The organism is Arsukibacterium perlucidum DSM 18276 (assembly GCF_000382165.1).
Taxonomy (GTDB): domain Bacteria; phylum Pseudomonadota; class Gammaproteobacteria; order Enterobacterales; family Alteromonadaceae; genus Alishewanella; species Alishewanella perlucidum.
In genome coordinates this window covers 18,786-39,752 of record NZ_KB907704.1, presented here as the reverse complement: position 1 = coordinate 39,752, position 20,967 = coordinate 18,786, and the positions used below count along the sequence as shown (strand labels likewise).

The 20,967-nt window shown below is 49.2% G+C and carries 20 protein-coding genes; 11 read left to right on the top strand and 9 right to left on the bottom strand.

What is annotated here, in order from left to right:
• The 9 genes from H141_RS0104425 to H141_RS0104385 form a co-directional block, all read right to left on the bottom strand.
• Entirely contained in the window at positions 1 to 900 is a 900-nt protein-coding gene (locus tag H141_RS0104425; RefSeq protein ID WP_019675038.1) for an FAD:protein FMN transferase, read from the bottom strand.
• Positions 901 to 928: 28 nt separating this feature from the next.
• Entirely contained in the window at positions 929 to 2,218 is a 1,290-nt protein-coding gene (locus H141_RS0104420) for a DUF3570 domain-containing protein (RefSeq protein ID WP_019675037.1), read from the bottom strand.
• Positions 2,209 to 2,439, bottom strand: a complete 231-nt coding sequence (locus tag H141_RS0104415; RefSeq protein WP_019675036.1) for a DUF4266 domain-containing protein — start codon at positions 2,437 to 2,439, stop codon at positions 2,209 to 2,211. Before H141_RS0104415 ends, H141_RS0104420 begins: the two co-directional genes overlap by 10 nt.
• Positions 2,440 to 2,444: 5 nt before the next feature.
• Positions 2,445 to 2,927, bottom strand: a complete 483-nt coding sequence (locus tag H141_RS0104410) for a TlpA family protein disulfide reductase (protein WP_019675035.1) — start codon at positions 2,925 to 2,927, stop codon at positions 2,445 to 2,447.
• A 62-nt stretch (positions 2,928 to 2,989) separates the two neighbouring features.
• A complete protein-coding gene (locus H141_RS0104405) occupies positions 2,990 to 4,951 on the bottom strand; it encodes an LTA synthase family protein (protein WP_026349227.1) in 1,962 nt (653 codons plus the stop codon).
• Positions 4,952 to 5,043: 92 nt separating this feature from the next.
• The gene (locus H141_RS0104400; RefSeq protein WP_019675033.1) at positions 5,044 to 5,733 is read right to left on the bottom strand and encodes a VIT1/CCC1 transporter family protein; all 690 of its coding nucleotides are present in this window, start codon (positions 5,731 to 5,733) and stop codon (positions 5,044 to 5,046) included.
• Between the two features lie 36 nt (positions 5,734 to 5,769).
• Complete coding sequence (locus H141_RS0104395) at positions 5,770 to 6,240, bottom strand: DUF2271 domain-containing protein (RefSeq protein WP_019675032.1); 471 nt, start codon at positions 6,238 to 6,240, stop codon at positions 5,770 to 5,772.
• 81 nt (positions 6,241 to 6,321) lie between these two features.
• Complete coding sequence (locus H141_RS0104390; RefSeq protein WP_019675031.1) at positions 6,322 to 7,608, bottom strand: ferredoxin reductase family protein; 1,287 nt, start codon at positions 7,606 to 7,608, stop codon at positions 6,322 to 6,324.
• A 120-nt stretch (positions 7,609 to 7,728) separates the two neighbouring features.
• On the bottom strand, positions 7,729 to 8,049 hold the full coding sequence (locus H141_RS0104385) for a PepSY domain-containing protein (RefSeq protein ID WP_019675030.1): 321 nt from the start codon (positions 8,047 to 8,049) through the stop codon (positions 7,729 to 7,731).
• A 162-nt stretch (positions 8,050 to 8,211) separates the two neighbouring features.
• Here H141_RS0104385 and H141_RS0104380 point away from each other — a divergent pair, with 162 nt between their 5' ends.
• The 11 genes from H141_RS0104380 (at position 8,212) to H141_RS0104330 (ending at position 20,934) form a co-directional block, all read left to right on the top strand.
• Complete coding sequence (locus H141_RS0104380) at positions 8,212 to 8,871, top strand: response regulator (protein ID WP_019675029.1); 660 nt, start codon at positions 8,212 to 8,214, stop codon at positions 8,869 to 8,871.
• Positions 8,872 to 8,882: 11 nt separating this feature from the next.
• Positions 8,883 to 10,187, top strand: a complete 1,305-nt coding sequence (locus H141_RS0104375) for an ATP-binding protein (RefSeq protein ID WP_205620338.1) — start codon at positions 8,883 to 8,885, stop codon at positions 10,185 to 10,187.
• A 191-nt stretch (positions 10,188 to 10,378) separates the two neighbouring features.
• Positions 10,379 to 11,536: a TolC family protein gene (locus H141_RS0104370; RefSeq protein WP_169337165.1), complete on the top strand. Its 1,158-nt coding sequence runs from the start codon at positions 10,379 to 10,381 to the stop codon at positions 11,534 to 11,536.
• Entirely contained in the window at positions 11,533 to 12,570 is a 1,038-nt protein-coding gene (locus H141_RS0104365) for a hypothetical protein (protein ID WP_019675026.1), read from the top strand. The genes H141_RS0104370 and H141_RS0104365 overlap by 4 nt, the downstream gene beginning before the upstream one ends.
• Before the next feature lie 2 nt (positions 12,571 to 12,572).
• Positions 12,573 to 15,638: an efflux RND transporter permease subunit gene (locus H141_RS0104360; protein WP_019675025.1), complete on the top strand. Its 3,066-nt coding sequence runs from the start codon at positions 12,573 to 12,575 to the stop codon at positions 15,636 to 15,638.
• Positions 15,625 to 15,939 carry a DUF3240 family protein gene (locus tag H141_RS0104355; protein WP_019675024.1) on the top strand — a complete coding sequence of 105 codons (315 nt, stop codon included), beginning with the start codon at positions 15,625 to 15,627 and terminating at the stop codon, positions 15,937 to 15,939. Before H141_RS0104360 ends, H141_RS0104355 begins: the two co-directional genes overlap by 14 nt.
• A gap of 78 nt (positions 15,940 to 16,017) precedes the next feature.
• Positions 16,018 to 16,374 carry a diacylglycerol kinase gene (locus H141_RS0104350; protein WP_019675023.1) on the top strand — a complete coding sequence of 119 codons (357 nt, stop codon included), beginning with the start codon at positions 16,018 to 16,020 and terminating at the stop codon, positions 16,372 to 16,374.
• Positions 16,374 to 17,072, top strand: a complete 699-nt coding sequence (locus H141_RS0104345; protein WP_019675022.1) for a phosphatase PAP2 family protein — start codon at positions 16,374 to 16,376, stop codon at positions 17,070 to 17,072. Before H141_RS0104350 ends, H141_RS0104345 begins: the two co-directional genes overlap by 1 nt.
• Positions 17,073 to 17,141: 69 nt before the next feature.
• Positions 17,142 to 18,785: a phosphoethanolamine transferase gene (locus H141_RS0104340; protein WP_019675021.1), complete on the top strand. Its 1,644-nt coding sequence runs from the start codon at positions 17,142 to 17,144 to the stop codon at positions 18,783 to 18,785.
• 99 nt (positions 18,786 to 18,884) lie between these two features.
• Positions 18,885 to 19,553: a winged helix-turn-helix domain-containing protein gene (locus tag H141_RS0104335; protein ID WP_019675020.1), complete on the top strand. Its 669-nt coding sequence runs from the start codon at positions 18,885 to 18,887 to the stop codon at positions 19,551 to 19,553.
• Positions 19,543 to 20,934, top strand: coding sequence for a sensor histidine kinase (locus tag H141_RS0104330; protein WP_019675019.1), 1,392 nt, complete (start codon positions 19,543 to 19,545; stop codon positions 20,932 to 20,934). The genes H141_RS0104335 and H141_RS0104330 overlap by 11 nt, the downstream gene beginning before the upstream one ends.
• The last annotated feature ends 33 nt before the right edge of the window (positions 20,935 to 20,967 follow it).

The following is a 20,967-nucleotide window of genomic DNA, read 5'->3' as shown; positions in this document are numbered from 1 at the left end:
TTACGGCACCAGCCAATATTGCAGTTGCTGTGCCTGTAAAAACGCTTCAGCATCCCTGCCTTGTAATAAGGCAGTGGTGGCCAGCATACCGGCCAGCAGACAGTTTGGTGCTGCCACAGTCACTGAGCGTGGCGCGTCAGTAACAGGCCAGCCGGTTGTCGGGTTAATAATATGACTGTAACGTACGCCATCTTTTAATAGAAAGCGCCGGCTGTCACCACTGGTAGCCAGCGCACCGTTACTTAATCCGACTGCCGATATTGCCTGATCAGCCAGCGCCGGGTTTTCAATGCCAATCCGCCATAAGCTGCCATCATCGCGGGGCCGGCTACAACGCATGTCACCGCCGAAATTTACCACCACGCTGGGTATCGCTGCGTCAGTAAACTGCAGGCTGAGTAATTGCAGTACTTTATCTACCGCATATTCCTTGGCAATGCCGCCCAGGTCCAGTTCCATCCCGGCTGGCAACCACAGCCGGTTAGCTTCTCGTTTTACTTTTTGCCAGCCAATCAAAGGCAGCAGAGTATCAAGCTGTTGCTGGCTGGCAATATTTGCCGAGCCATCAAACTGCCAGGCGCGGCGTAAAATGCCACTGCTGATATCAAACAACCCCGCACTAAGCTGATAGCAGCTATCAGCGAAGGCCAACAACTGCATGGTTTCAACATCCAGCGTCTGCCAGCTACCTGCCTGGCTATTTAGCTGGCTTAGAACACTGTCACTGCGATAGCGGCTGTACTTTTGCTCAATGCGCTCTGCTTCAGTAGCGGCCAACTCAGTGAGCTGCCGGCACAACGCCATATCATGCTGCTCCAGCAAAATTTCACAGGGGCTGGCCATCGCTCGGAACTGACCAATAACACAATGGCTGCCGCTACGCAGCGATATTTCCGGCATGCGCTATCCTTACCTCACTCAGTTAGGATCAGAAAGAATAACTGAGCTGCGCCATCACCGCCGTGACTTTTTCATACAGCTCAACATCGGCCAGTACACCCGGGGCCGTTATCCCGTCATTTTCCGGTGTCTGCTGATACAGTGCTATCCGGAATGACAGCTCGTTGCCTTGCGCCAACTTAGTGCCAAATTTAGCCCCCACGGTATAGGTATTCATTTTACCAATACGGTAATCAGCGCTGATGTACTGCGGCAGTGGCTCTGTCTGCAATATAAACGGTTGATAAAACTCTGCCGCACTTTGCTGGTAATAACGAAACTGTGGTTCGACATACCAGCTATCTCCCATCGGCAAGCGCCATTTTACATCAGCAGTATGTGATGTCAGCTCCCAGTCGTCCCACATATAACGGTACGACGCATCCAGAAAACTACCGCTCAGATGTAATTTATTTTGCCAGTACAAACTATGCTTAGTACGCTGGTCTGGCCGGGTTTCATAAAGGTTTTGCTGTACTTCACCATTGCTGTTAACCACACTAACCAGTTTAAACGGGTCAGTCATATAGCCATCGGCCATACTCAGTGAATAGTTAACCTGCATTAACCAGTTACGGTTAATGACCTGAGTCAGCCCCAGTAACATATCCAGGGTGTCTTTGGTATCATCGGCCCGGTCGCGAGTGGCGTCAAAAGCCGCCTGGTAACTGCTGTCATCGACATAGCTACTGCGCAGCAACATGGGTGCAAATGCCTTTGCAATACCGCCTTCAGGCGAAATGGTGTCATGGCTGTAGCCCAGGCCCAACGATACTGTGGTGTTTTTCTGGTTAAAGTCCCGGGCTACAGAACCGTTCAAGCCCATCGACAAATAGTCGTATTCTTTCGACAGATGGCCACCACCACTAACCCGCCAGTTAGGCGCCAGCGGTTGCTCCCAACTCGCATCCAGCTGCACCCGGGTATCATGAAACGTATCATCCAGCGGTGTGACGCCTGGCGCGACGTCATAGCTGCCGCGGCCCGATGGCCGGGTAAAGCTCTGGACATAAGGCTGCGCCACAGCACCGGTCGCTGATGCACCGGTCAGGGCATCCACTACCAGCCCCAGATTCAGAAACTTGTCATCACCAAAATCACCGCGTGCCGTCAGAATAGCTTCGCCCGCACTAACCCGGTCAGTTTCGTTGTACAGTAAAATGGCACTGTTAAACTGCCAGTCATCCAACACAGTGCCGGCCTGAGCCTGTTGTCCCAGCAAGGCGCAGCTGGCTGCAGCCAATGCTGCACTGATGTTCGCCAGCTGTTTTAATTGCATCCGCAACCTCCACCGGCAAAGCTGCGGCCGCCGCTACTACCTTCTTTACTGAAGTAAATATGGTCGTCCAGCCGGCTATCCAGTGGTGCACTGTTCAGCGCCATCTCTTCTTTTGCCAGCACGTCGCGCTCCCATGGCTTAACCCCAAGGGTGCTGCAAGCGCTAAGCTGGCTAAGCAGCAGGGTGATTACGCCAGCGCTAAGTATTTTTGTCAGTTTCATTCTGCTTACTCCTCAGCCAGTAACTGGCGAATTTTTGCTTCATAGCCGGCGATATCTGCTTGTTTAAAACCAATATGGCGATAACGGATCTGGCCTTTTTTGTCGATCAGAAAACTGCTGGGCATACCCTTTAACTGGTATTGCTCTGCCACCGAGCCAGCGCGGTCATACAGCACAGCAAACTGCGCCGGTACCTGCTGTAAAAACCGGTTAGCTTCGCTACGCTCGCTGTCTTCGTTTACCGCCAGCACCAGCAAGCCAGCGGCGGCATGTTGTTGCTGCATAGTGTTTAACCAGGGAAAAGACTTGCGGCAGGGCACGCACCAGGACGCCCAGAAATCGACCAGAACCACCTTACCTTTCAGCTGCTGCATGCTGCGAACCGGGCTGCCCTCTAAATCACTAAGCTCGGTTGCAGCAACCCTGCCAGCCAGCAAACCACTCAGCAAACACCCGATCAGCAATGTTTTGACAAACCGACATTGCATAACACCTCCGATATATTGGTGTTCAGGCTAACCTGGATTGCTTAAGCAAACCTTAAGCGCCATTACGGTTGGTCTGCTAAATGATATTGTTGCTGCCGGTACAGATAAGAGGGCAACAGTACCTGGGCCAATGTCCGTTTGACTTGCTGAGCAGTTGGCGCCTGCTCCGACAGTACCAGCTGTTTCTGCAGCAGGTTATAACGTGCGCTGACCGCCGGCTGACCGGGTCGCAAAATCGTCAGTTGTTGCTGCTCCATCAGGGCAAAATACTGATCAAATTGCATTAAGGCACGGCCCGGGCTGCTATCATCTTTGCTGAAATCGCGTCCGGTTAATGGAGTCTGGCCACTGATCCCCATCAACGATAACAAGGTTGGCGCCAGGTCAATCTGGCTGGCGACCGGCTTAATGTGCCTGGGCATCAGATCGGCACCTAAGATCAGGGCGGGGATATGAAACTTCTCTACCGGCACCAGACTGCTGCCGTAAACCCGGTTGTCGTGATCGGCCACAATCAGAAACAGGGTATCCTGCCAGTAAGGTTGTTGCCTGGCATGGGCGATAAACTGGCCCAGCGCATAGTCAGCATATTTAACGGCGTTATTTACCGTTTGTTTCGGCTGTTCATGCAAGCTGATACGGCCATCCGGAAACTCAAAAGGCGTATGGTTTGACGAAGTAAATACCAGACTGAAAAAGGGCAGCTGCTGCTGGTGCATATCAGCCAGATGACGGGCTGTAGCAGTAAATAAGTCTTCATCACTGGCACCCCAGCTGCCAACAAATACCGGGGCTGGCATTTGTGCCAGATCAATCACCTGCTTGATGCCATTGCCGGTAAAAAAACTGCGCATATTGTCAAAGTGCGCTTCACCACCATAAATAAAACTGGTGTGATAGCCTTGCTGCGATAGCGTGCTGCCCAGGGTGTAAAAATTCTGCTGCGCTAAAGACAGCTTAACCACGCTTTGTGCCGGTGTTGGCATAAAGCCCGAGACCACAGCTTCAATACCGCGCACTGAGCGGGTGCCGGTGGCATACATTTGCTCAAACCACCAGCCACTGCTTTTTAGCTGTTCCAGTTCCGGCGTTACCGCCACCCCGCCCAGCGATTCAACAAAAGTTGCCCCCAGACTTTCCTGCAAAATAATCACCAGGTTCAGCGGTTTACTGCGGGTTGCACTGGCCTGGCGATAGCTTAAGGTCGGTAGCGTTTTATTTAAGAAACTCAGTTGTTTCAGCCAGGGCCAATCCAGAGCCAGGGCCAGCATCTCGTCGTCAGGCAGCGTGCCGTATATTTCACCGGAGCGCGCTTCATGTCGCAGGCTATATAAAGCGTACAATACTGAGTATGGCGAGCTTATAATCAGTGAGTTTACTAATGCATCGCTGGTTATCGCAAACAACGCCGGATTGGCCGGCCGATGATCGGTGGAAGAACGGATAGCGGCAAATACCAGCAATAAAATAACAGGCCAGCTGCACCAGAATGTTCTGGTTGCATAAGGCTGGACGACAGCCGTAACCTTGCGAAATAAACGGTGCAACAGCCACAGCAACAATAAGGTGATGGCGATGCCACCGAGCAACATCGCCCGATAGCCCTGCCACAGGGTACTGAAGACTTCTTTAGGGTATTTTAAGTATTCAATGTACAGCCGGTTCGGCCGGATGTCATATTGCAGAATAAACTGCGGGGTCGATACTTCAATAAAAATAACCAGACAAAGACCGAGCAATACCCAGCCATGGCTAAAGTAGCGCCACAAAGTAAAACTGGCTTGATGAGCCAACAGTGGCGCCAGCAACAACGGCAGGCTTAACCATAAGCCGACCAGGATCAGATCGGCTCTTATTCCCTGCAGTAACATGGTAGCGATATCGCCGGCAGCAACAACTCTGTCGTACTGCCAGATAAATAACCCTGCCCGACTGGCTGACAATAACAAAAGAATCACCAGCAGCATCACCACATAGTGCAGATAGGGCCCGAAAAATCTAAGCAAACGACGGTTTAATGACATGCAATAACATCCAACAGCTATTTGCATTGGATGCTAGTGGTTAAAGCTTAAGCAAGACTTAAGTACACAAACAGACTCTGAGGCCCGCCTTCCTAAGCAACTACCCCAAAAACGCTTCCTACCACTGCTGTTAGCGCCATGGCCAGTGCGCCCCAGAAAGTGACCCTTACAGCGCCCTTTATTACAGGTGCCCCACCTGCCCGCGCTGCCAGTACCCCGAGCACTGTAAGAAAACATAGCGACAGCACAGCAACAGCATGGATCAGGTATTGCCCCGGCATGGCCCAGGCAACCAATAGTGGCAATGCAGCACCAATGGTAAAGGTGGCCGCAGATGACAGTGCTGCCTGAACAGGTCGGGCGGCACCATTTGCTGAAATACCGATCTCATCTCTGGCATGGGCACCCAGAGCGTCGTGGACCATCAGCTGTTCCGCAACCCGTTGTGCCAGGTCCGGCTCAACACCTTTTTTTACATAAATTTCCGCCAGCTCATTTTTTTCAAACTGTGGGTTTTCTGCCAGTGAAACTCTTTCAAGTTCAAGATCAGCATGTTCAGTATCAGCCTGCGAACTGACCGACACATACTCACCCGCCGCCATCGACATCGCCCCCGCGACCAGACCTGCTACCCCTGCTAACATCACGCTGGCATGAGTTGTACTGGCAGCGGCCACGCCAATAATTAAGCTGGCGGTAGAAACGATACCGTCGTTAGCGCCCAGCACTGCCGCACGCAGCCAGCCAACCCGATGCGAACGGTGAACTTCGATATGGCTCATATGCTCTCCTTTTTTCTCTGCTCAGCAGCATACTATTTAAAACTCATAACTGAACGTTTTCACATATCCTTTGCCTTTAACAACGATACCTACTCCTGCTGTCGTGAGGGGAATGATGATATCCGCAGGATTCTCACTCATATCTTCTACGGCAGTATCTACCCGAACCTGATAACCGCTATCGATCAGGGCATCGTCTACGTTTATAGTAACTTTAAGCAGCATGCCATTAGCAATGCTGGCACCGGTAAAACCGTCATATTCTGAGCGACTCATTTTACTGCCACGGGCCCAATCCGTCAGATGCTTATAATGCTTACTCTTGCTACCAGCGACCCAAATGGTTCGTTGATAGCTACCCACAGAGTCTGTGAGGTAGATAGCCAGATAAGCGCCATCACCCTGGTAATTTGTTAATTGTGTGGTAAAGGTTACCTCTTTTGCCTGCACACACAGCGACCACGTCATCAACATTGCGAAGGCGACATGAAACAGTTGCTTTTTCATGCTATATCTCCGAATTACTAAGCTGGTTGAGTTTGTCATGTCGTTACATCCTGTTAATGCCAATATCGAAGCCAGATACGGTCACCTGAATTCAAAATGCTCCTGATGAAAGCGCACTGAGATAGGCTGCTGTTTCAGCTCATGGCGCAGCGCTGTTGCCAGACCTGACGGCCCACAAAACCAGATATCAACCGTAGCAGAGTGGATTTGTAATTGCGCGGAAGTAAGCAACTGCCCTTGTTGACTCTGATAAATACAGAGGGTCACTTCCGGTAACCTTGCCGCCAGTTCCTGCAATCGCGCTACTACAGGGTCATTCTCTGTAAGCTGTGTACAATAATGCAGCACCACCGCAGAATAGCTTTTTTCAGTCGCATAGATCCGGCTTTCCAGTGCCGCCAGAAACGGGGTGATGCCGCAGCCACCTGCTACCCAAATTTGTTGTGCGCTGACGTTACCTGTATTGGGGTTAAAACGCCCATAGGGGCCCTCAACGGTAACAGCTTGCCCCGGTTTCAGTCGATGTCGCAAAGTGGAGGTGTAATCACCCAGGGCCTTAATATGAAAGTACAGCCGGCCATTATGATGGTCTGCACTAGCCATCGTAAAAGGATGTGCCCCTTCAGATCGGTCAAATGTTACTAATGCAAATTGGCCGGCTTTATGTCCCGGCCAGTATTGACCCATATCACAAACTACCTCAATGGTATTATGCGACAGTTGCCGAACCATTTGCACTAAACCTTGCCAGCGATGCGACTTACCAACTTTTCCGCTTAATGACAGCAAACTGGCGACTAATCCGCAGAAAATTAGAAACCCCATTAACCAGCCAACAGGCTGCGACCACCAGAGCAGCGGCGCCAGTAGTAACGCGTGCGCCGCCAGTGCCAGATACACAAGCGGCATAGCCCGATGCAGGTAGCGCCAATAGTGATATGGCAGCCATTTGATTAATGTAATAATAACCAGTGCCAGCAGTAGATAAAAACCCGGCTCTCCAAAATCTTCAGCTAATTCCTGCAAGCCATCAAGTACCCCTGAAAAGTCTGCTTCTCTGAGGCTACGCTCTTTGCCAAACTGCGCTTTAAAGAAATCATCTGTCATTTCAATCAGCAAGTGCCCTAGTGCAAAAATAACTGCCAGAATACCGGTCCATTTGTGTAGCTGATATATTTTGTCTAAGCCACCCAGCACCGACTCCAACCAAACTGGCCGCATGGCTAATAGCATCGTGATAGACATAAAATTAATCGCAAGATATCCACTGAGGGTCAGCAAGTGTTCATAGCTCAGGCCCCATTGCCAGAAAACCAACTGACATAGCAGCATTGCCAGCAAGTTTAAAAGAAGACGAGAATTTGCCATACATTCACTCCTTAAGATTCGGGAGTATTCTGCGCTGCCTTTCTGACAACTACCTTAAGATGACTATTTAATTACTTAATATGAAAACCCGCAATGGCATTTATGCTGCTGCCAGGATGCTCAGCGAACGAAGGTACTTTTATCAAGGTAATCGCTGGCGAAACCCTCAACGTTAAATGTTATTTTAAGCTCACGGATCTGCAGAGATGCTGGCTGATATTTAGCCTCAAAACGGTTGCCCAGTGTGTCAGTACCCTTAACCTCATAACAACCATCGTCAATTTTAATCTTTTCCACTTGCCAGCCGTTGCTCTCTAACATCTGTTGTAAATTGTGCTGGGGCTGCCAGGTATTCACCGGCTCGTTGCAATTATCGCTGGCAAATACAGCGGCAGTTATAAAGAAGCTGGTAAGCAGCAGGGTGAATACTTTTTTTTTCATGGTCTATCTCCGGATACTGAGTTGTTTCTCAATGCCACAAGACTGTACCGCTTATTCCTGACAAAGCGCTGAACTATTGCTCACCTTATATGCTGAAAAGCTGCGCTGGATTCAGACTTTTGTCAGAAAAGAGCGCTAAGATAACTTTTTAGGGATTGTATTATGCGCATACTGTTAGTTGAAGATACCGCAGGTCTTGCTGAAGCGATCCGTGAGCAATTACAGGACGAAGGGTACGCTGTTGACTGGGTGCAGCGTTTAGGTGCTGCAGATAGCTGCTTACAAAGCACCCATTATGATTTATTACTGCTGGATCTGATGCTACCTGACGGCTCCGGGCTAAGTTTTTTGCAACAATTAAGACTCTCCAACACTTTTCTTCCGGTGATTATTATGACGGCCAAAGATCAGATTACCGATCGAATTAGTGGCCTGAATGCCGGAGCAGACGATTACTTAGTTAAACCCTTTGATCTTGATGAAATGATTGCCCGAGTTGCCGCGGTGGCAAGGCGATATAGTGGCAACCCCAACCCGAATATTGTGCTGGGAGCTATCCAGGTCAATCTGGCTGAGAAAACAGTTTACCACGCAGAACAACCCGTTGAGCTTACGTCGCGCGAATGGGCCATCTTTGAAACCTTTATTCATCATCCCGGCCAGCTATTAACCCGGTCACGACTTGAAGATGCGCTCTACGCATTCGGTGCTGAAATCGAAAGTAATACTGTAGAAGTATACATCAGCCGTTTACGTAAAAAATTAGGCAAAGGCTGCATCGAAACGGTACGCGGGATGGGATATCGGATGCTACGCCGGTGAAATCATTCAGCTTGCAAAAAAAACTTATTATACGGCTGCTTATCGTTGTTACTGGTTTATGGCTGGTAGGCTTATTTTTTGCGGGATTTCAACTGAAACAAGAACTAAACAATACCTTTGACAGTACCTTGCAGGAAACAGCAGAACGTATTTTACCGCTAGCGTTAGTTGAAATTTTTAACCGGGAAGAATCGAAATTGTTGCAGCTATTACCGGCATTAAACCCTCATGATGAACGCATAACCTATCAGGTACGGAATGCCGCGGGGCAGGTGTTGTTGCAATCGCATGCTGCCCGCCTTAAAACATTTAATCTACCCTTGCGTAATGGTTTTGAGAGTCAGGATGATTATCGGATTTTTACGGTGTCAGCAATCCAGGGCACCTACTTTCTTCAGGTAGCTGAACCACTCTCTCACCGCCGTGCGGCTGTGCTGCACACTATGCTCATCATGACAATACCCTTATTGCTGTTACTACCTTTATGTTTGCTGGTAGCCATTTTTTTAGTGCGCCAGGTGATCAAGCCAGTCAGGCAATACGGTATTGAGTTAGATCAGCGAGGTGCGGCAGATCTGACGCCGGTAGCACCCAAAACCCTACCCCATGAGCTTGAACCCATAACAAAGGCAGTGAATCAGCTGCTACTGCGGCTGCAAGTTGCGCTTGATACAGAGCGCTATTTTACCGCCAATGCAGCGCATGAATTACGTACCCCTTTGGCCACCATGAAGGCACAAACCCAGCGCCTGGCGAAAACCTTAACCGACGAAGCTTCACGCCTGAAAGTCGCTCAGTTAGCCACAACACTAGACCATCTGATTAACTTGTCAGATAAACTGCTGCAACTAGCAAAAGCTGATAGTGGCGGGCTGTTAACCGCCACCCCGCAAGACTTAAATGCTTTGTTGCGACTTATTGTTGCGGAGTACCAGTGGACGGGACGGCAAAACGTGCAACTGCAGTTGCCACAGCAACCGGTCAGGGCATGCCTCGACCCAGATGCTTTCTCTATACTGGTCAAGAATCTGCTTGAAAACGCTATTAAGCATGGCGACCGCGACAGCCCTATCTATGTGCAACTCAAGGCAGATGGCGAACTGCGGATAATCAATAACTGTAATCCTCTCAGTAAAGAACAGCTGCTGCAGCTACCTGAGCGTTTCTTTCGTGCCTCTGAAAATACCTCAGGCTCAGGCCTGGGACTAGCGATTGTAGTGGCGTTGGTAAAGGGGATCGGAGGGCATTTGCAACTACTGTCACCGGTAAGTGGTTCTGAAAGCGGCTTTGAAGTGATCATTAAGCTTCCAGAATAGTCATTAAGACTGTTATCCCTCTGCTGCTTTTAGTGCGTAAGCTGGCACCTAAATGTGCAAAAACTATCACAACTTAAGAAAAGCTTAATTTTCATCATTTACCTTGTGGTCATGATGAAATTAATAAGGTTATTCCAATGCACTCTATTGTGGGCCTGATTAAACCGAAATCCGCTGGAATTGTGCTTCTGATGTACGTTTTATCTGGCCATAGTAGCGTTGCCTCTGCCGACCCAGCGCCAACAATTGCCGAAAATATGTTGCAACTTACCGATGCGGCTGAGGCAACCATTCAACGCCAGGCCACAATAGAAGTGGCACCCTGGATATCGAGCTGGTTAGCTGATGCACCGACCTTGTCGGCGGCATTTCTGCAAAGCCAGACGAATGGCGGTAGTGATGAAGTTGAACTCGCTTTAACCCTGCCGTTGAAAAGCCCCGGCCGCGCACGGCTTGATGATGAGTTGATTAACAACGAACAACGATTGCGAGCAAGCCTGCTTAGTTATCGACGCTGGTACGCCAGCGGCCTGGTCCGCGATATCGTTTGGACAATTCAAACCGAGCAAACCAGACAGGCTATTCTGGCAGAGCAATTAACGGTTTATCAACGTTTTCTTACCAGGCTTAAAGCTCTCAGCAGTGGTCGGGGGACCGATGTCTTTCACCAATATTTGTATCAGCAAGCTGCGACAGAGCTTGAACTTGAGCGTCTGCAAAGTGAAAAGCAGCTGACAAATGCCCGGCAGCAGTTGCAATATTTAACTGGACAGCGGAGCACTCCTACGGACGTGAATGAAGCTGAGTTTAGCCAGCCAGATTTACAACAACATCCTCGTCTGCACCTGTTGATGATGCAAGAGCAACAACTCAAACTGCAGCTTCAGGCCAGCACGACAGCTAATTCAGCCTGGCAACTAACCACCCGGGTCAAGCGGGTTAGCACCCCTGGCTTTGATGATAACCAAATCGGCGCGCAGCTTGATGTGCCACTGACATTTGGCCGGCAAACAAATCAGCTCGAGTACAACAATTTCCAAACGGACTATCAGCAGTGGTTAAACAGCTTCAGCGACACCCAACTTGACATCCAGCAACAATATCAAACAGCGCAAACTGAGCTAAACAGCGTTAAAACACGATTAGCGTTATTAAAAGGCAATGAACCTTTACGCCAGCAGGCGAAAGCAGCGTTATTTATGCTACTCGAACGCCAGGAGATCAGCCCGGATATTGCGCAACAGCGTTTGCAACAACTATTGCAGGCCGAACTTCAGATTGCGTTACTTGAAGTGCAAGTGCAACAAGCCATCACTACATTAAATCAGACTGCCGGAGTTATTTTATGAAGCCTTGCTTAGCGTTACGCTTTGCCAGCACGATCAGTATCATGCTGATGCTAAGCCTGCCGCTTGCTGCGGCCGCGCAGTCAGCCGAAGTGGCTATTAACGAGTTGAGGGCCCTGGCGCTTCGCTACTCAGAAGTCACTGCAGCAACTCATTTTGGCGGGCCTGAACTGAGTGCCCGGGTCAGTGCTTATCCAAATAGTGCGGTTCCGGTTAGCCGGGTGGTGGAAAATGCGGCGACTTTATGGCTGGAACAGCCCGGCACTCTCGTTACAGAGGGGCAAGCCGTGTTGCAACTGGAGGGCTCTGAAGTTCATCATTTTCTGACCGAGTACCAAACCCGCAAAGCCCACTTCCAATTGGTTGAAAAACGCTATAACGATAATCGCGCACTGTTTGCCCGCCAGGCAATAAGTTCCGGCTCATGGCAAGAGATCAGCCTGGCATATCAAACTGCTTTGCTTGATTTTGAGCACTTAGATCATTTTTATGAACGTATCAGCAGCATCCGTGATGATCACTTACAAATTACCCTGAGCGCGCCCATGGCAGGTGTGCTACTGGCGACAGACTCTGCAGATAGCACACTATTCCGGGTTATTGAAGCAGAACAAGTTCGTCTGCAGGGAACCCTGACCGACCAACAGGCAGAACTGACGGCTATTGGTTTTGGCAGCTGCCAACTTGATATCGCCCGGCTGGAAGCTGTGAGCCAGGGCTTTAGTCGGATCTGGTGGAGTGCTCCGTTAACAACACAGCCAGCATGCCAGGCCAACTGGCAGCAACACCTCAGTGTGGTACCGCTTTATGCTAAGGAAGTGTTCCGGGTGCCCGGCAATAGTATTGTCCGGCATAATAGCCAGCAACATGTATGGCTTAAATCAGCAGCAAGCCTGCGCTTAGTACCTGTGACTATTTTAGCCAAAGATGCTGATTCATTTTGGGTGCAAAGTGCCGCCCTTAGCAGCGCTTCTGAAATCCTTAGCCAATCTGTCAGCGCGGTTTATGGCCACTATCTGGGCCTGGGAGGCGAATAAGCATGGCTGCATTGTTACGCTTTATTCTCACCCAAAAGCTTTTTGTGCTCGCCATGACCACCCTGATTGTTGCCCTTGCGGTGCAAGCCTGGCAACGCTTGCCTGTAGATGCGTTTCCGGATATTTCACCAACTCAGGTAAAACTGATTATTCGCGCCCCCGGGATGACGACTGCCGAAGTTGAAGCTCAAATCACCCAGCCAATAGAAACCGAATTGCTTGGGATACCCGATCAAAGCATATTGCGCTCTACCACTAAATACGCGATAACCTCTATTACTATCGACTTCGCAGAGGGTACTGATATCTACTGGGCCCGCCAGCAAGTTAGTGAGCGTCTTGCCGGGGTATGGGGCAGTCTGCCTGCCAATGTCGAAGGCGGCATTGCACCTATGAGTACCCCGCTCAGTGAAATATTCATGTTTAGCTATAACAACCCTAATTTAACGCTGACCGAGCGCCGCCACATTTTAGACTGGCAAATCCGGCCACTGTTGCGCACGGTACCCGGCGTGGCGGAAGTGACAACTATGGGGGGCTATGTTCAAACCTACGAATTTGCACCTGATCTGCAACGCTTACAGCAGGCAGGGATCAGCCTGGAACAACTTATTGACTGGTTGCAACAACATCATCTGAATGGCAGTGTCGGGCGGATCAACAGCGGCACCAGTACCCTGGTTATCCGGACAGAAGGCAAGCTTAACGATGCATACGACCTGGGCCAGCTGACAATCCAATCCGCTAACAACGAACCGTTGCGGTTGGAGCAACTTGGCGAAGTCAACATCGGTCATCTGGCACGCTTTGGTGGCGTAACCCATAATGGTGACGAGACCGCCCAGGCCATGATTATTGCGCTGAAAGGCTCGAACACCAGCGATGTCGTGCAGGCGGTCAAAGCAAAAATTGCCCAAATTGAGATGACCTTACCAGAAGGTAGTGAACTAAATGTGTTTTATGACCGGGCCCGCCTGATTGAAACCGCGGTTAACACCATTTTAGAGGCACTTTTTGCTGCCGTATTGTTAGTATTGCTGGTGCTGTTTGTATTTTTGGCAGATGTAAGGGCGGCGCTGGTTGTGGCTATCTCGATCCCGCTGGCAGTAGCACTGACTTTTCTTGCCATGGACCTGGCAGGACTCACAGCAAACCTGATGTCACTGGGTGGTATTGTCATCGCTATTGGTATGTTGGTTGACGCTGCCGTGGTGGTGGTGGAAAACATCCTGAGCCAAAGCCAGCAACAGCGCCATGCGCCGCGCGCGCACCGGATATACCGCGCCACCCTGGCAGTGTCAAAACCGGTGATCTCCGGCACCCTAATAGTCATTATAGTGTTCGCACCACTGCTATTTCTCACCGGCCTGGAAGGCAAATTATTTTCGCCGGTCGCCATGACCATCGTTTTCGCGATGCTGTCATCACTGCTTATTGCTTTAAGCGTTATTCCGGTGCTTGCAGTCAGCATTATTAAATTCACAGATAAACCGGCGCCCCGTTTTTTACAATGGTTGCTGCAACACTATCAAAACGCATTAAAAAACCTGATCCGGCGGCCAGCGCCATGGCTTGTCATGGCACTTGTTCTGCTTTTTGCCACTGGCATTATCGGGACATTTGTCGGTAAAACCTTTATGCCGGTTATGGACGAGGGCGATCTTATCGTCCAGTTAGAAAAGCATTCGGGCGTCAGTTTAGCCGAATCGCTTGCTGTGGATGGCCAGATTAGCAAACGTCTACTGCGCGACGTACCGGAAATTAAGCAAATCGTCGCCCGGATCGGCTCAGATGAACTTGGCATGGACGCTATGGGCCTGAATGAAACAGATATGTTTATTCAGTTGCAGCCGGTAGCCAGCTGGCAGGTCACAGGCGAAGCGCAGTTGATTGAAAATATCCGGCAAATTTTGCACCAATTTCCGGGTATCAACTTTAATTTTACTCAACCCATTCAGATGCGCGTATCAGAAATGCTGACCGGCACTTCTGGTGACGTTGCGGTTAAAGTATTTGGTGATGACATTACGATGCTAAGTGATCTGGCGCAGCAGATTGCTGGCACTACCGGCCAAATTGCTGGCAGTGTTGATGTGCAAACAACCCTTATCGACGGCGGTGAATTTATTAATATTCGCTTGCGTCCGGAAGTTGCTGCCCGCTATCACCTTACCACAGCAGAGCTGTCCAGGCGGTTAAGGATTTTTGTCGACGGACTTCAGGTTGGTGAGCTAACCGCTGGCAAAATTAAAACGCCGTTAATGTTCAGCAGCAGTCAAAGCCTTTCCAGGGTTACCTATATTCAGCAACTGGCACAAATGCCGATCAGCCTTTCTGATGGCTCAGTTGCACCATTAGCCAGCGTTGCCACCATTGAAACCCAGTTTGGTCCAAGTTTAATTGAGAGGGAAAATGGCAGCCGTTTTGCTGTCGTTACCAGTAACGTGCAGCAACGTGACATCGTCGGCTTCGTTGAGGAGCTGGAGCAAAAAATCAACGCCAGCATACTGCTCCCCAGTGGCTACACCATAGAATATGGCGGTGAATTTGAGAATCAGGCTCGGGCAACCAAAAATTTAATGATGATAGTGCCTGTGGTGTTACTTATTATTGTATTAATCTTATTTACCACTTTTCGCTCGCTGGCAATAGCAGGCTTAGTATATGCCAATATTCCGTTTGCACTGATGGGTGGGATAATTGCACTGTTTATCAGCGGTGAATATCTGTCGGTACCTGCTTCCGTTGGCTTTATCGCCTTATTGGGTGTCGCCGTATTAAATGGCGTCGTGATGCTGTCTCATTTTCAAAGTATCGACAACCGCTACAGCAGCATTGACGAACTGGTGATAACGGGGGCGAGTGACCGGTTACGTGCCATCCTGATGACGGCTACCACCGCCATGTTAGGGCTTATACCGCTGGCTCTGGCAAGTGGTCCTGGTGCAGAAATTCAACGGCCATTAGCGATAGTGGTAATTGGTGGTCTGGTAACATCAACCCTAACTACTTTATTCCTGCTGCCATTAATGTACGCGCGTTTACGAGGTCGAAATGAAAAATCTTGAAGTTCTGCACGCTTTTTTTCCACTCGAGCTACGCGATGCAGTGGTCGATACTTTACTGGAACTGGATAACTTAAGCGGTTTTTCGATTGTTCCTATAGACGGCCATAGTCGCGAGAATAGCCAGTTTGATAAATTAGAACAGGTAGTCGGATACCGGCATATGTTCCGTTTAGAAGTGATTGTCGATGCCGGCCTGCGCCAGCAGGTTATTACACAGCTACGGCAATGCCGTTCCTGCAAACCCGGCGACAAAGGCATTCGCTACTATGTCACTCCGATACTCGACAGTGGTCACCTTTAAACAGTTAGATTTCACCTTAATAAATGCTTAAGCTGTTTAAGCTAAACTTATTGTGCAAACAATCAGTTGGAGTAAGTAATGAAATCTGAAGCAAAGGGGCTTAGCCGGTTGTGGTTTGCCAGTAAGTATTCCTGGAAGGGACTAAAAGCCGGTTTACATAGCGAGGCGGCCTTAAGGCAAGAAGTATTTGCGATGCTAGTCCTATTGCCGGTGGCAATGCTGGCAGACGCACCTGCTGCAGAGCGCGCATTATTGGTGTTCTCTGTCTTTTTTGTGTTTATTGTTGAATTGTTAAACACTGCTGTCGAAGTGGTAGTTGACAGAGTGGGCGCTGATTTTCATCCGTTAAGTGGCAAGGCCAAAGATATTGCTTCAGCCGCCGTGTTATTCAGCTTAATTAATGCCGCCTGTGTCTGGGGCATAATTTTGTGGTAATGCGCCAATTTCTGGTCAGTAAATCACTGTTCGCCCTGACAAGCGGTTATTGTATTCTTATGTTACTGCTGGATGTTGGCGGGATTGATATCTGGCTGGCGACTAAATTTTACGCCCTCGAGGGCTATACCTGGGCGTTAAAAGACTACTGGGTAACAGAACAGTTGCTGCATATCGGAGCACGTAAGCTTAATTATGTGCTGGCACTAGCGATTTTGCTCATTACCGCTTATTTTCAGGTTATAAATAAAACCCAGCCCCAACTTAGCAAAGCTTTTCTGGCACTGTGTTTATCACTTATCTGCTCATTCACATTAGTGGCATACTTTAAGGCAATATCAAACGTCGCCTGTCCCTGGAGCCTGTCGCTCTTTGGTGGTAACGAGCCTTACTTTCACCTGCTGCAGAATCGTCCTTCCTATTTACCTTACAGCCAGTGCTTTCCGGCCGGACATGCCAGCGTCGGTTACGCCTGGGTGGCGTTGTATTATTTTTTCAAATGTTGCAAGGCTGAGTATCGCTTGCTGGGTTTAGCTGTTGGTCTGACAGCGGGTTTCATTCTGGGCTTGACGCAGCAGCTGCGCGGCGCACACTTTATGTCACATGACATAACCACACTATTTATTTGCCTTACCAGTGCCAGAATATGTTTTGCTGTCGTTTTCCCTCAATCGAAATCTGTTGCAACCTCTGGTTGAATTTAAGCCGCTCTTAAGACCCTATTGCCAAACTAGCCTTGTAAGTTAACGGATAAAGGGCTTTTAGCGATGCAACTACTCCCTGGGACATATCCAGTATTTGGCAATATACGCAGCAGGATATCGCAGTTAGATCCCTGGCAGCTAACGGTAATATGTGCGTTACTGCTGACAGCAGGTTACAACCAGGCGCTGTTTAGCAGCATGGCACAAATTGGCGGGTACCGGGTCTTTGTCAGAATGGCAGTATTGCTATTTATGCTCAACCTGTTGTTATGCCAACTGGGTGGTCTTGGCAAAGGCCAGAAACTCTGGCTTTCATTGCTGATTAGCATCAGTGCCGGTTGTCAGTATTTTATGCTGAACTATGGCGCACTGATCGATAAAAACATGCTACTTAACGCACTGGAGACGGATGCCAGTGAAGTACAGGGTTTGTTAAGCGTGCAAATGATCCCCTATTTTTTGGTATATCTGCTGCTACCTGTCACTATCCTGAGCAAAGCGCCGGTAGCCTATGTCAGAAAAACCAGGAAAATGCTGTGGTACAGCCTATCGCTGGTGACAACATTAACTATCATGCTGATATTAATAGCGACTCAGTATCAAAGTTATGCCAGCATTTTTCGTGCACATCGTTTTATTAAGCATCAAACTTTACCACTTAGCGCACTAACCGCAACCGCCGGCCTATTAAGTTTAAACGCTGTGTCAGCGCGTAGTTATGAGCCATATGCTACTGATGCAACTCAACAACTGGCCGCTGGCAGCAAACCCAGACTTGTTATTTTTGTACTGGGTGAAACCGTGCGCGCTGATCACCTTGGTATTAATGGTTATGCCCGTAACACTACCCCCAGGCTGGCCAAACGTCAGCTGATTAATTTAGGCGCAATCAGTGCTTGTGGTACAGCCACAGCGCTGTCTGTACCCTGCTTGTTCAGTCATTTGACTAAAGATAAGTATGACGAAGATATTGCTAAAAACTCTGACAATTTTCTTGATGTGCTGCAGCGTGCCGGAATAAAAGTTTATTGGCGAAACAATAATTCTGGCTGCAAAACCATGTGTAACAGGGTCGAGCAGGATAACCAGTTTGCTGCTGACAGCCGTTATCATTGTGCTGATGGTAGTTGCCCGGATTTGGCCCTGTTGCATGGTCTTAAGCAGCGCATCCCGCAACAGAATAACGCACAACAGTCTGTTCTGCTGGTGCTGCATCAGCAAGGCAATCACGGGCCGGAATACTACAAACGCAGTTTGCCGGAGCACAAGGTGTTTATGCCAGAGTGCCGGACTAATCTGCTAAACGAATGCGACAGCAACCAGATTATCAATGCTTATGATAATGCTATTGTCAGCACCGATTTGCTGTTGGATGAAACCATCAGCTTGCTGGATACTTATAGTAGCGAATATGACACCGCTTTGGTCTATTTATCGGATCATGGCGAATCACTGGGTGAAAAGGGGGTCTATTTACATGGTTTGCCTTATTGGATGGCGCCAAGCGCCCAGACTCAGGTCCCTTTGTTTTTTTGGCTATCTGACAACCTGCAGCAGCGTCTGAAGGCCAATCCTGATTGTATAACGCAAAAAGATAATGTCAGCCATGACCATATTTTTGACACCATGTTGGCACTTTTTGCGGTTAACACATCACAAGCCAGAACTGAACTTAATTTACTCTGGGGATGCAGCAACGCATCATAAAAATAGTCAGATAAACGCAAGCTAAACATTTTCAGTCCAGATCACTTATAGTCTGGGTACAGAACTTAATTAAGCTCTTTTGCCAATCAGAGTAATATAATGCGTATTTTATTAGTTGAAGATGATGAATTACTGGCTCAGGGCATGATCACCCGTTTAAAGCGGATGGGCTATCAGCCGGAACTGTGCACAACGGGTAAGCAAGCGCTGCTGGCAGCAGAGGACAGCGGTTTTGGCTTAATGATTCTGGATTTGGGGCTGCCGGATGGTTTTGCGCTGGATATTATCCGCCAGCTACGCCACAGTGGCGTAACCATGCCAATTCTGGTACTGACCGCCCAAAGCCAGCTTGAAACCAAACTTACCGCCCTGAACAGTGGCGCTGATGATTATCTGGTTAAACCCATAGACGTCTTGGAATTGGAGGCTCGGATCAGAGTATTATGCCGGCGCCAGCAACAACGCACAGATGACAAGCTGCAGCTGGCCGGCATCAGCCTGAACCTGCAAAACCACCATTGTCAGTTTCAGCAGCAGGATGTCAGCCTGACCCGCCGCGAATTTATGCTGCTGAAAGAATTTATGCTAAAGCCAGATCGGATTTTATCGCGTCAGCAACTGGAAGAGCTAAGCTACGGTTGGGATGGTGACAATGAAAGTAACGCTATTGAGGTGCATATTCATAATTTGCGCAAAAAACTCTCAGCCGATGTAATTAAAACGGTGCGTGGCGTCGGTTATATGCTGGTAACCCAGTATGGCATTTAACAGTATTAAGTTTTATTTGCTGCTGGGTATTAACCTGCTGATGCTTGGCACCTTAAGCTTAAATGCCTGGGTTGCCTACCACGATGCGTTGCACGAGCTGGATGAAATTTACGATGCCGAACTGGCTCGCAGCGCTAAATTAATCAGTTTGTTGCTAAGCAGCAACCCATTACAACAAACCAATGCCGAACCACTGGTAATCGCAGTGCCACATATTACTGAAATGGGCGAAACACTAAGTGCCCAGCAGGAGCGGTTGCTCGATGGCCATAAGTATGAGGGCAAAATTGCTTTTCAGGCCCAGCAGGGCGGCAAGCTGATTATGCTATCGGAAAATGCCCTGCAATTTCCAACCCCGAAACGGCAGGCCGGCTATCACGAGATCACCGAGCACGACACCTTATGGGTAACCTTCAGCTACTTTGTGCCAGAGCAGGATTTATGGATCTTTACCGCCCAGCGCGAAGATATTCGCGAAGAATTGGGCGCACATATTGCTCAGGCTCAGGTCAGGCCTATTTTGTTTATGATGCTGCCACTTAGCCTGTTAATTTATCTGGTGATCAAACTGGTATTGCGGCCACTGCAGTTGTTACAACAGCAGGTTGCCAACAAAACTCCGAAACAATTACATGAAATTCAATTGGTGCTGCCGAGCGAACTGCAGCCTGTGCAAAGTGCGATAAACAGTCTGCTACAGCGGATCAGCCGCTACCTACAGCAGGAAAAACGCTTTATTGCCGACGCCTCGCATGAGTTGCGCACGCCGCTTAGTATCTTACAATTGCATGCACAAAACCTGAGCAGCGCCACTGATCCGCTGGAGGTGGCTGAAGCCGTGGATGCGATTACTGAAAGCAGCAAGCGCATGTCACATCTGGTTAATCAATTGTTATCTATCGCCCGGCTCGATCATCTGCAACAAGTCGATTATACAGAGGTGCAATTAACCCCGCTGCTGCACCAGAGCCTGTCGCAGTTACCAATCAAGTTGCTGGATAAAGTAAGCTGGCAGCTGGAGCTGGATGATAGTTGTCAGATCTATGGTGACAGTATCTTATTACAAAGCGTGCTACGTAATGTGCTGGATAACGCCGCCAAATACTCTCCGGTAGATGGTACGGTTAGTATCCAGACCCACCGGGAAAGCAACCATAACATCATGGTCCGGATCAGTAACAGCGGCAATACAAATGCCGATATCAGCAGGCTTGGCGACAGGTTTTACCGCCATCAGCAACACCAGCAAACTGACGGCGCGGGCCTGGGCTTATCTATTGTTAAACATATTGTCGAACTGCACCATGGCAGCATATCCTTTACCGCCAATAGCCAACATGGACTCGACGTGCTGATCATTCTGCCGCAAGCACCCGCTTAGGGCTAATTCAAGATTAACATAAGCTGCCCAATT

What these genes read in the sequence shown, in the direction of transcription:
- H141_RS0104425 (WP_019675038.1), bottom strand. Translation starts at nt 900, where the DNA reads ATGCCGGAAATATCGCTGCGTAGCGGCAGCCATTGTGTTATTGGTCAG.
- H141_RS0104420 (WP_019675037.1), bottom strand. Translation starts at nt 2,218, where the DNA reads ATGCAATTAAAACAGCTGGCGAACATCAGTGCAGCATTGGCTGCAGCC.
- H141_RS0104415 (WP_019675036.1), bottom strand. Translation starts at nt 2,439, where the DNA reads ATGAAACTGACAAAAATACTTAGCGCTGGCGTAATCACCCTGCTGCTT.
- H141_RS0104410 (WP_019675035.1), bottom strand. Translation starts at nt 2,927, where the DNA reads ATGCAATGTCGGTTTGTCAAAACATTGCTGATCGGGTGTTTGCTGAGT.
- H141_RS0104405 (WP_026349227.1), bottom strand. Translation starts at nt 4,951, where the DNA reads ATGTCATTAAACCGTCGTTTGCTTAGATTTTTCGGGCCCTATCTGCAC.
- H141_RS0104400 (WP_019675033.1), bottom strand. Translation starts at nt 5,733, where the DNA reads ATGAGCCATATCGAAGTTCACCGTTCGCATCGGGTTGGCTGGCTGCGT.
- H141_RS0104395 (WP_019675032.1), bottom strand. Translation starts at nt 6,240, where the DNA reads ATGAAAAAGCAACTGTTTCATGTCGCCTTCGCAATGTTGATGACGTGG.
- H141_RS0104390 (WP_019675031.1), bottom strand. Translation starts at nt 7,608, where the DNA reads ATGGCAAATTCTCGTCTTCTTTTAAACTTGCTGGCAATGCTGCTATGT.
- H141_RS0104385 (WP_019675030.1), bottom strand. Translation starts at nt 8,049, where the DNA reads ATGAAAAAAAAAGTATTCACCCTGCTGCTTACCAGCTTCTTTATAACT.
- H141_RS0104380 (WP_019675029.1), top strand. Translation starts at nt 8,212, where the DNA reads ATGCGCATACTGTTAGTTGAAGATACCGCAGGTCTTGCTGAAGCGATC.
- H141_RS0104370 (WP_169337165.1), top strand. Translation starts at nt 10,379, where the DNA reads ATGTACGTTTTATCTGGCCATAGTAGCGTTGCCTCTGCCGACCCAGCG.
- H141_RS0104365 (WP_019675026.1), top strand. Translation starts at nt 11,533, where the DNA reads ATGAAGCCTTGCTTAGCGTTACGCTTTGCCAGCACGATCAGTATCATG.
- H141_RS0104360 (WP_019675025.1), top strand. Translation starts at nt 12,573, where the DNA reads ATGGCTGCATTGTTACGCTTTATTCTCACCCAAAAGCTTTTTGTGCTC.
- H141_RS0104355 (WP_019675024.1), top strand. Translation starts at nt 15,625, where the DNA reads ATGAAAAATCTTGAAGTTCTGCACGCTTTTTTTCCACTCGAGCTACGC.
- H141_RS0104350 (WP_019675023.1), top strand. Translation starts at nt 16,018, where the DNA reads ATGAAATCTGAAGCAAAGGGGCTTAGCCGGTTGTGGTTTGCCAGTAAG.
- H141_RS0104345 (WP_019675022.1), top strand. Translation starts at nt 16,374, where the DNA reads ATGCGCCAATTTCTGGTCAGTAAATCACTGTTCGCCCTGACAAGCGGT.
- H141_RS0104340 (WP_019675021.1), top strand. Translation starts at nt 17,142, where the DNA reads ATGCAACTACTCCCTGGGACATATCCAGTATTTGGCAATATACGCAGC.
- H141_RS0104335 (WP_019675020.1), top strand. Translation starts at nt 18,885, where the DNA reads ATGCGTATTTTATTAGTTGAAGATGATGAATTACTGGCTCAGGGCATG.
- H141_RS0104330 (WP_019675019.1), top strand. Translation starts at nt 19,543, where the DNA reads ATGGCATTTAACAGTATTAAGTTTTATTTGCTGCTGGGTATTAACCTG.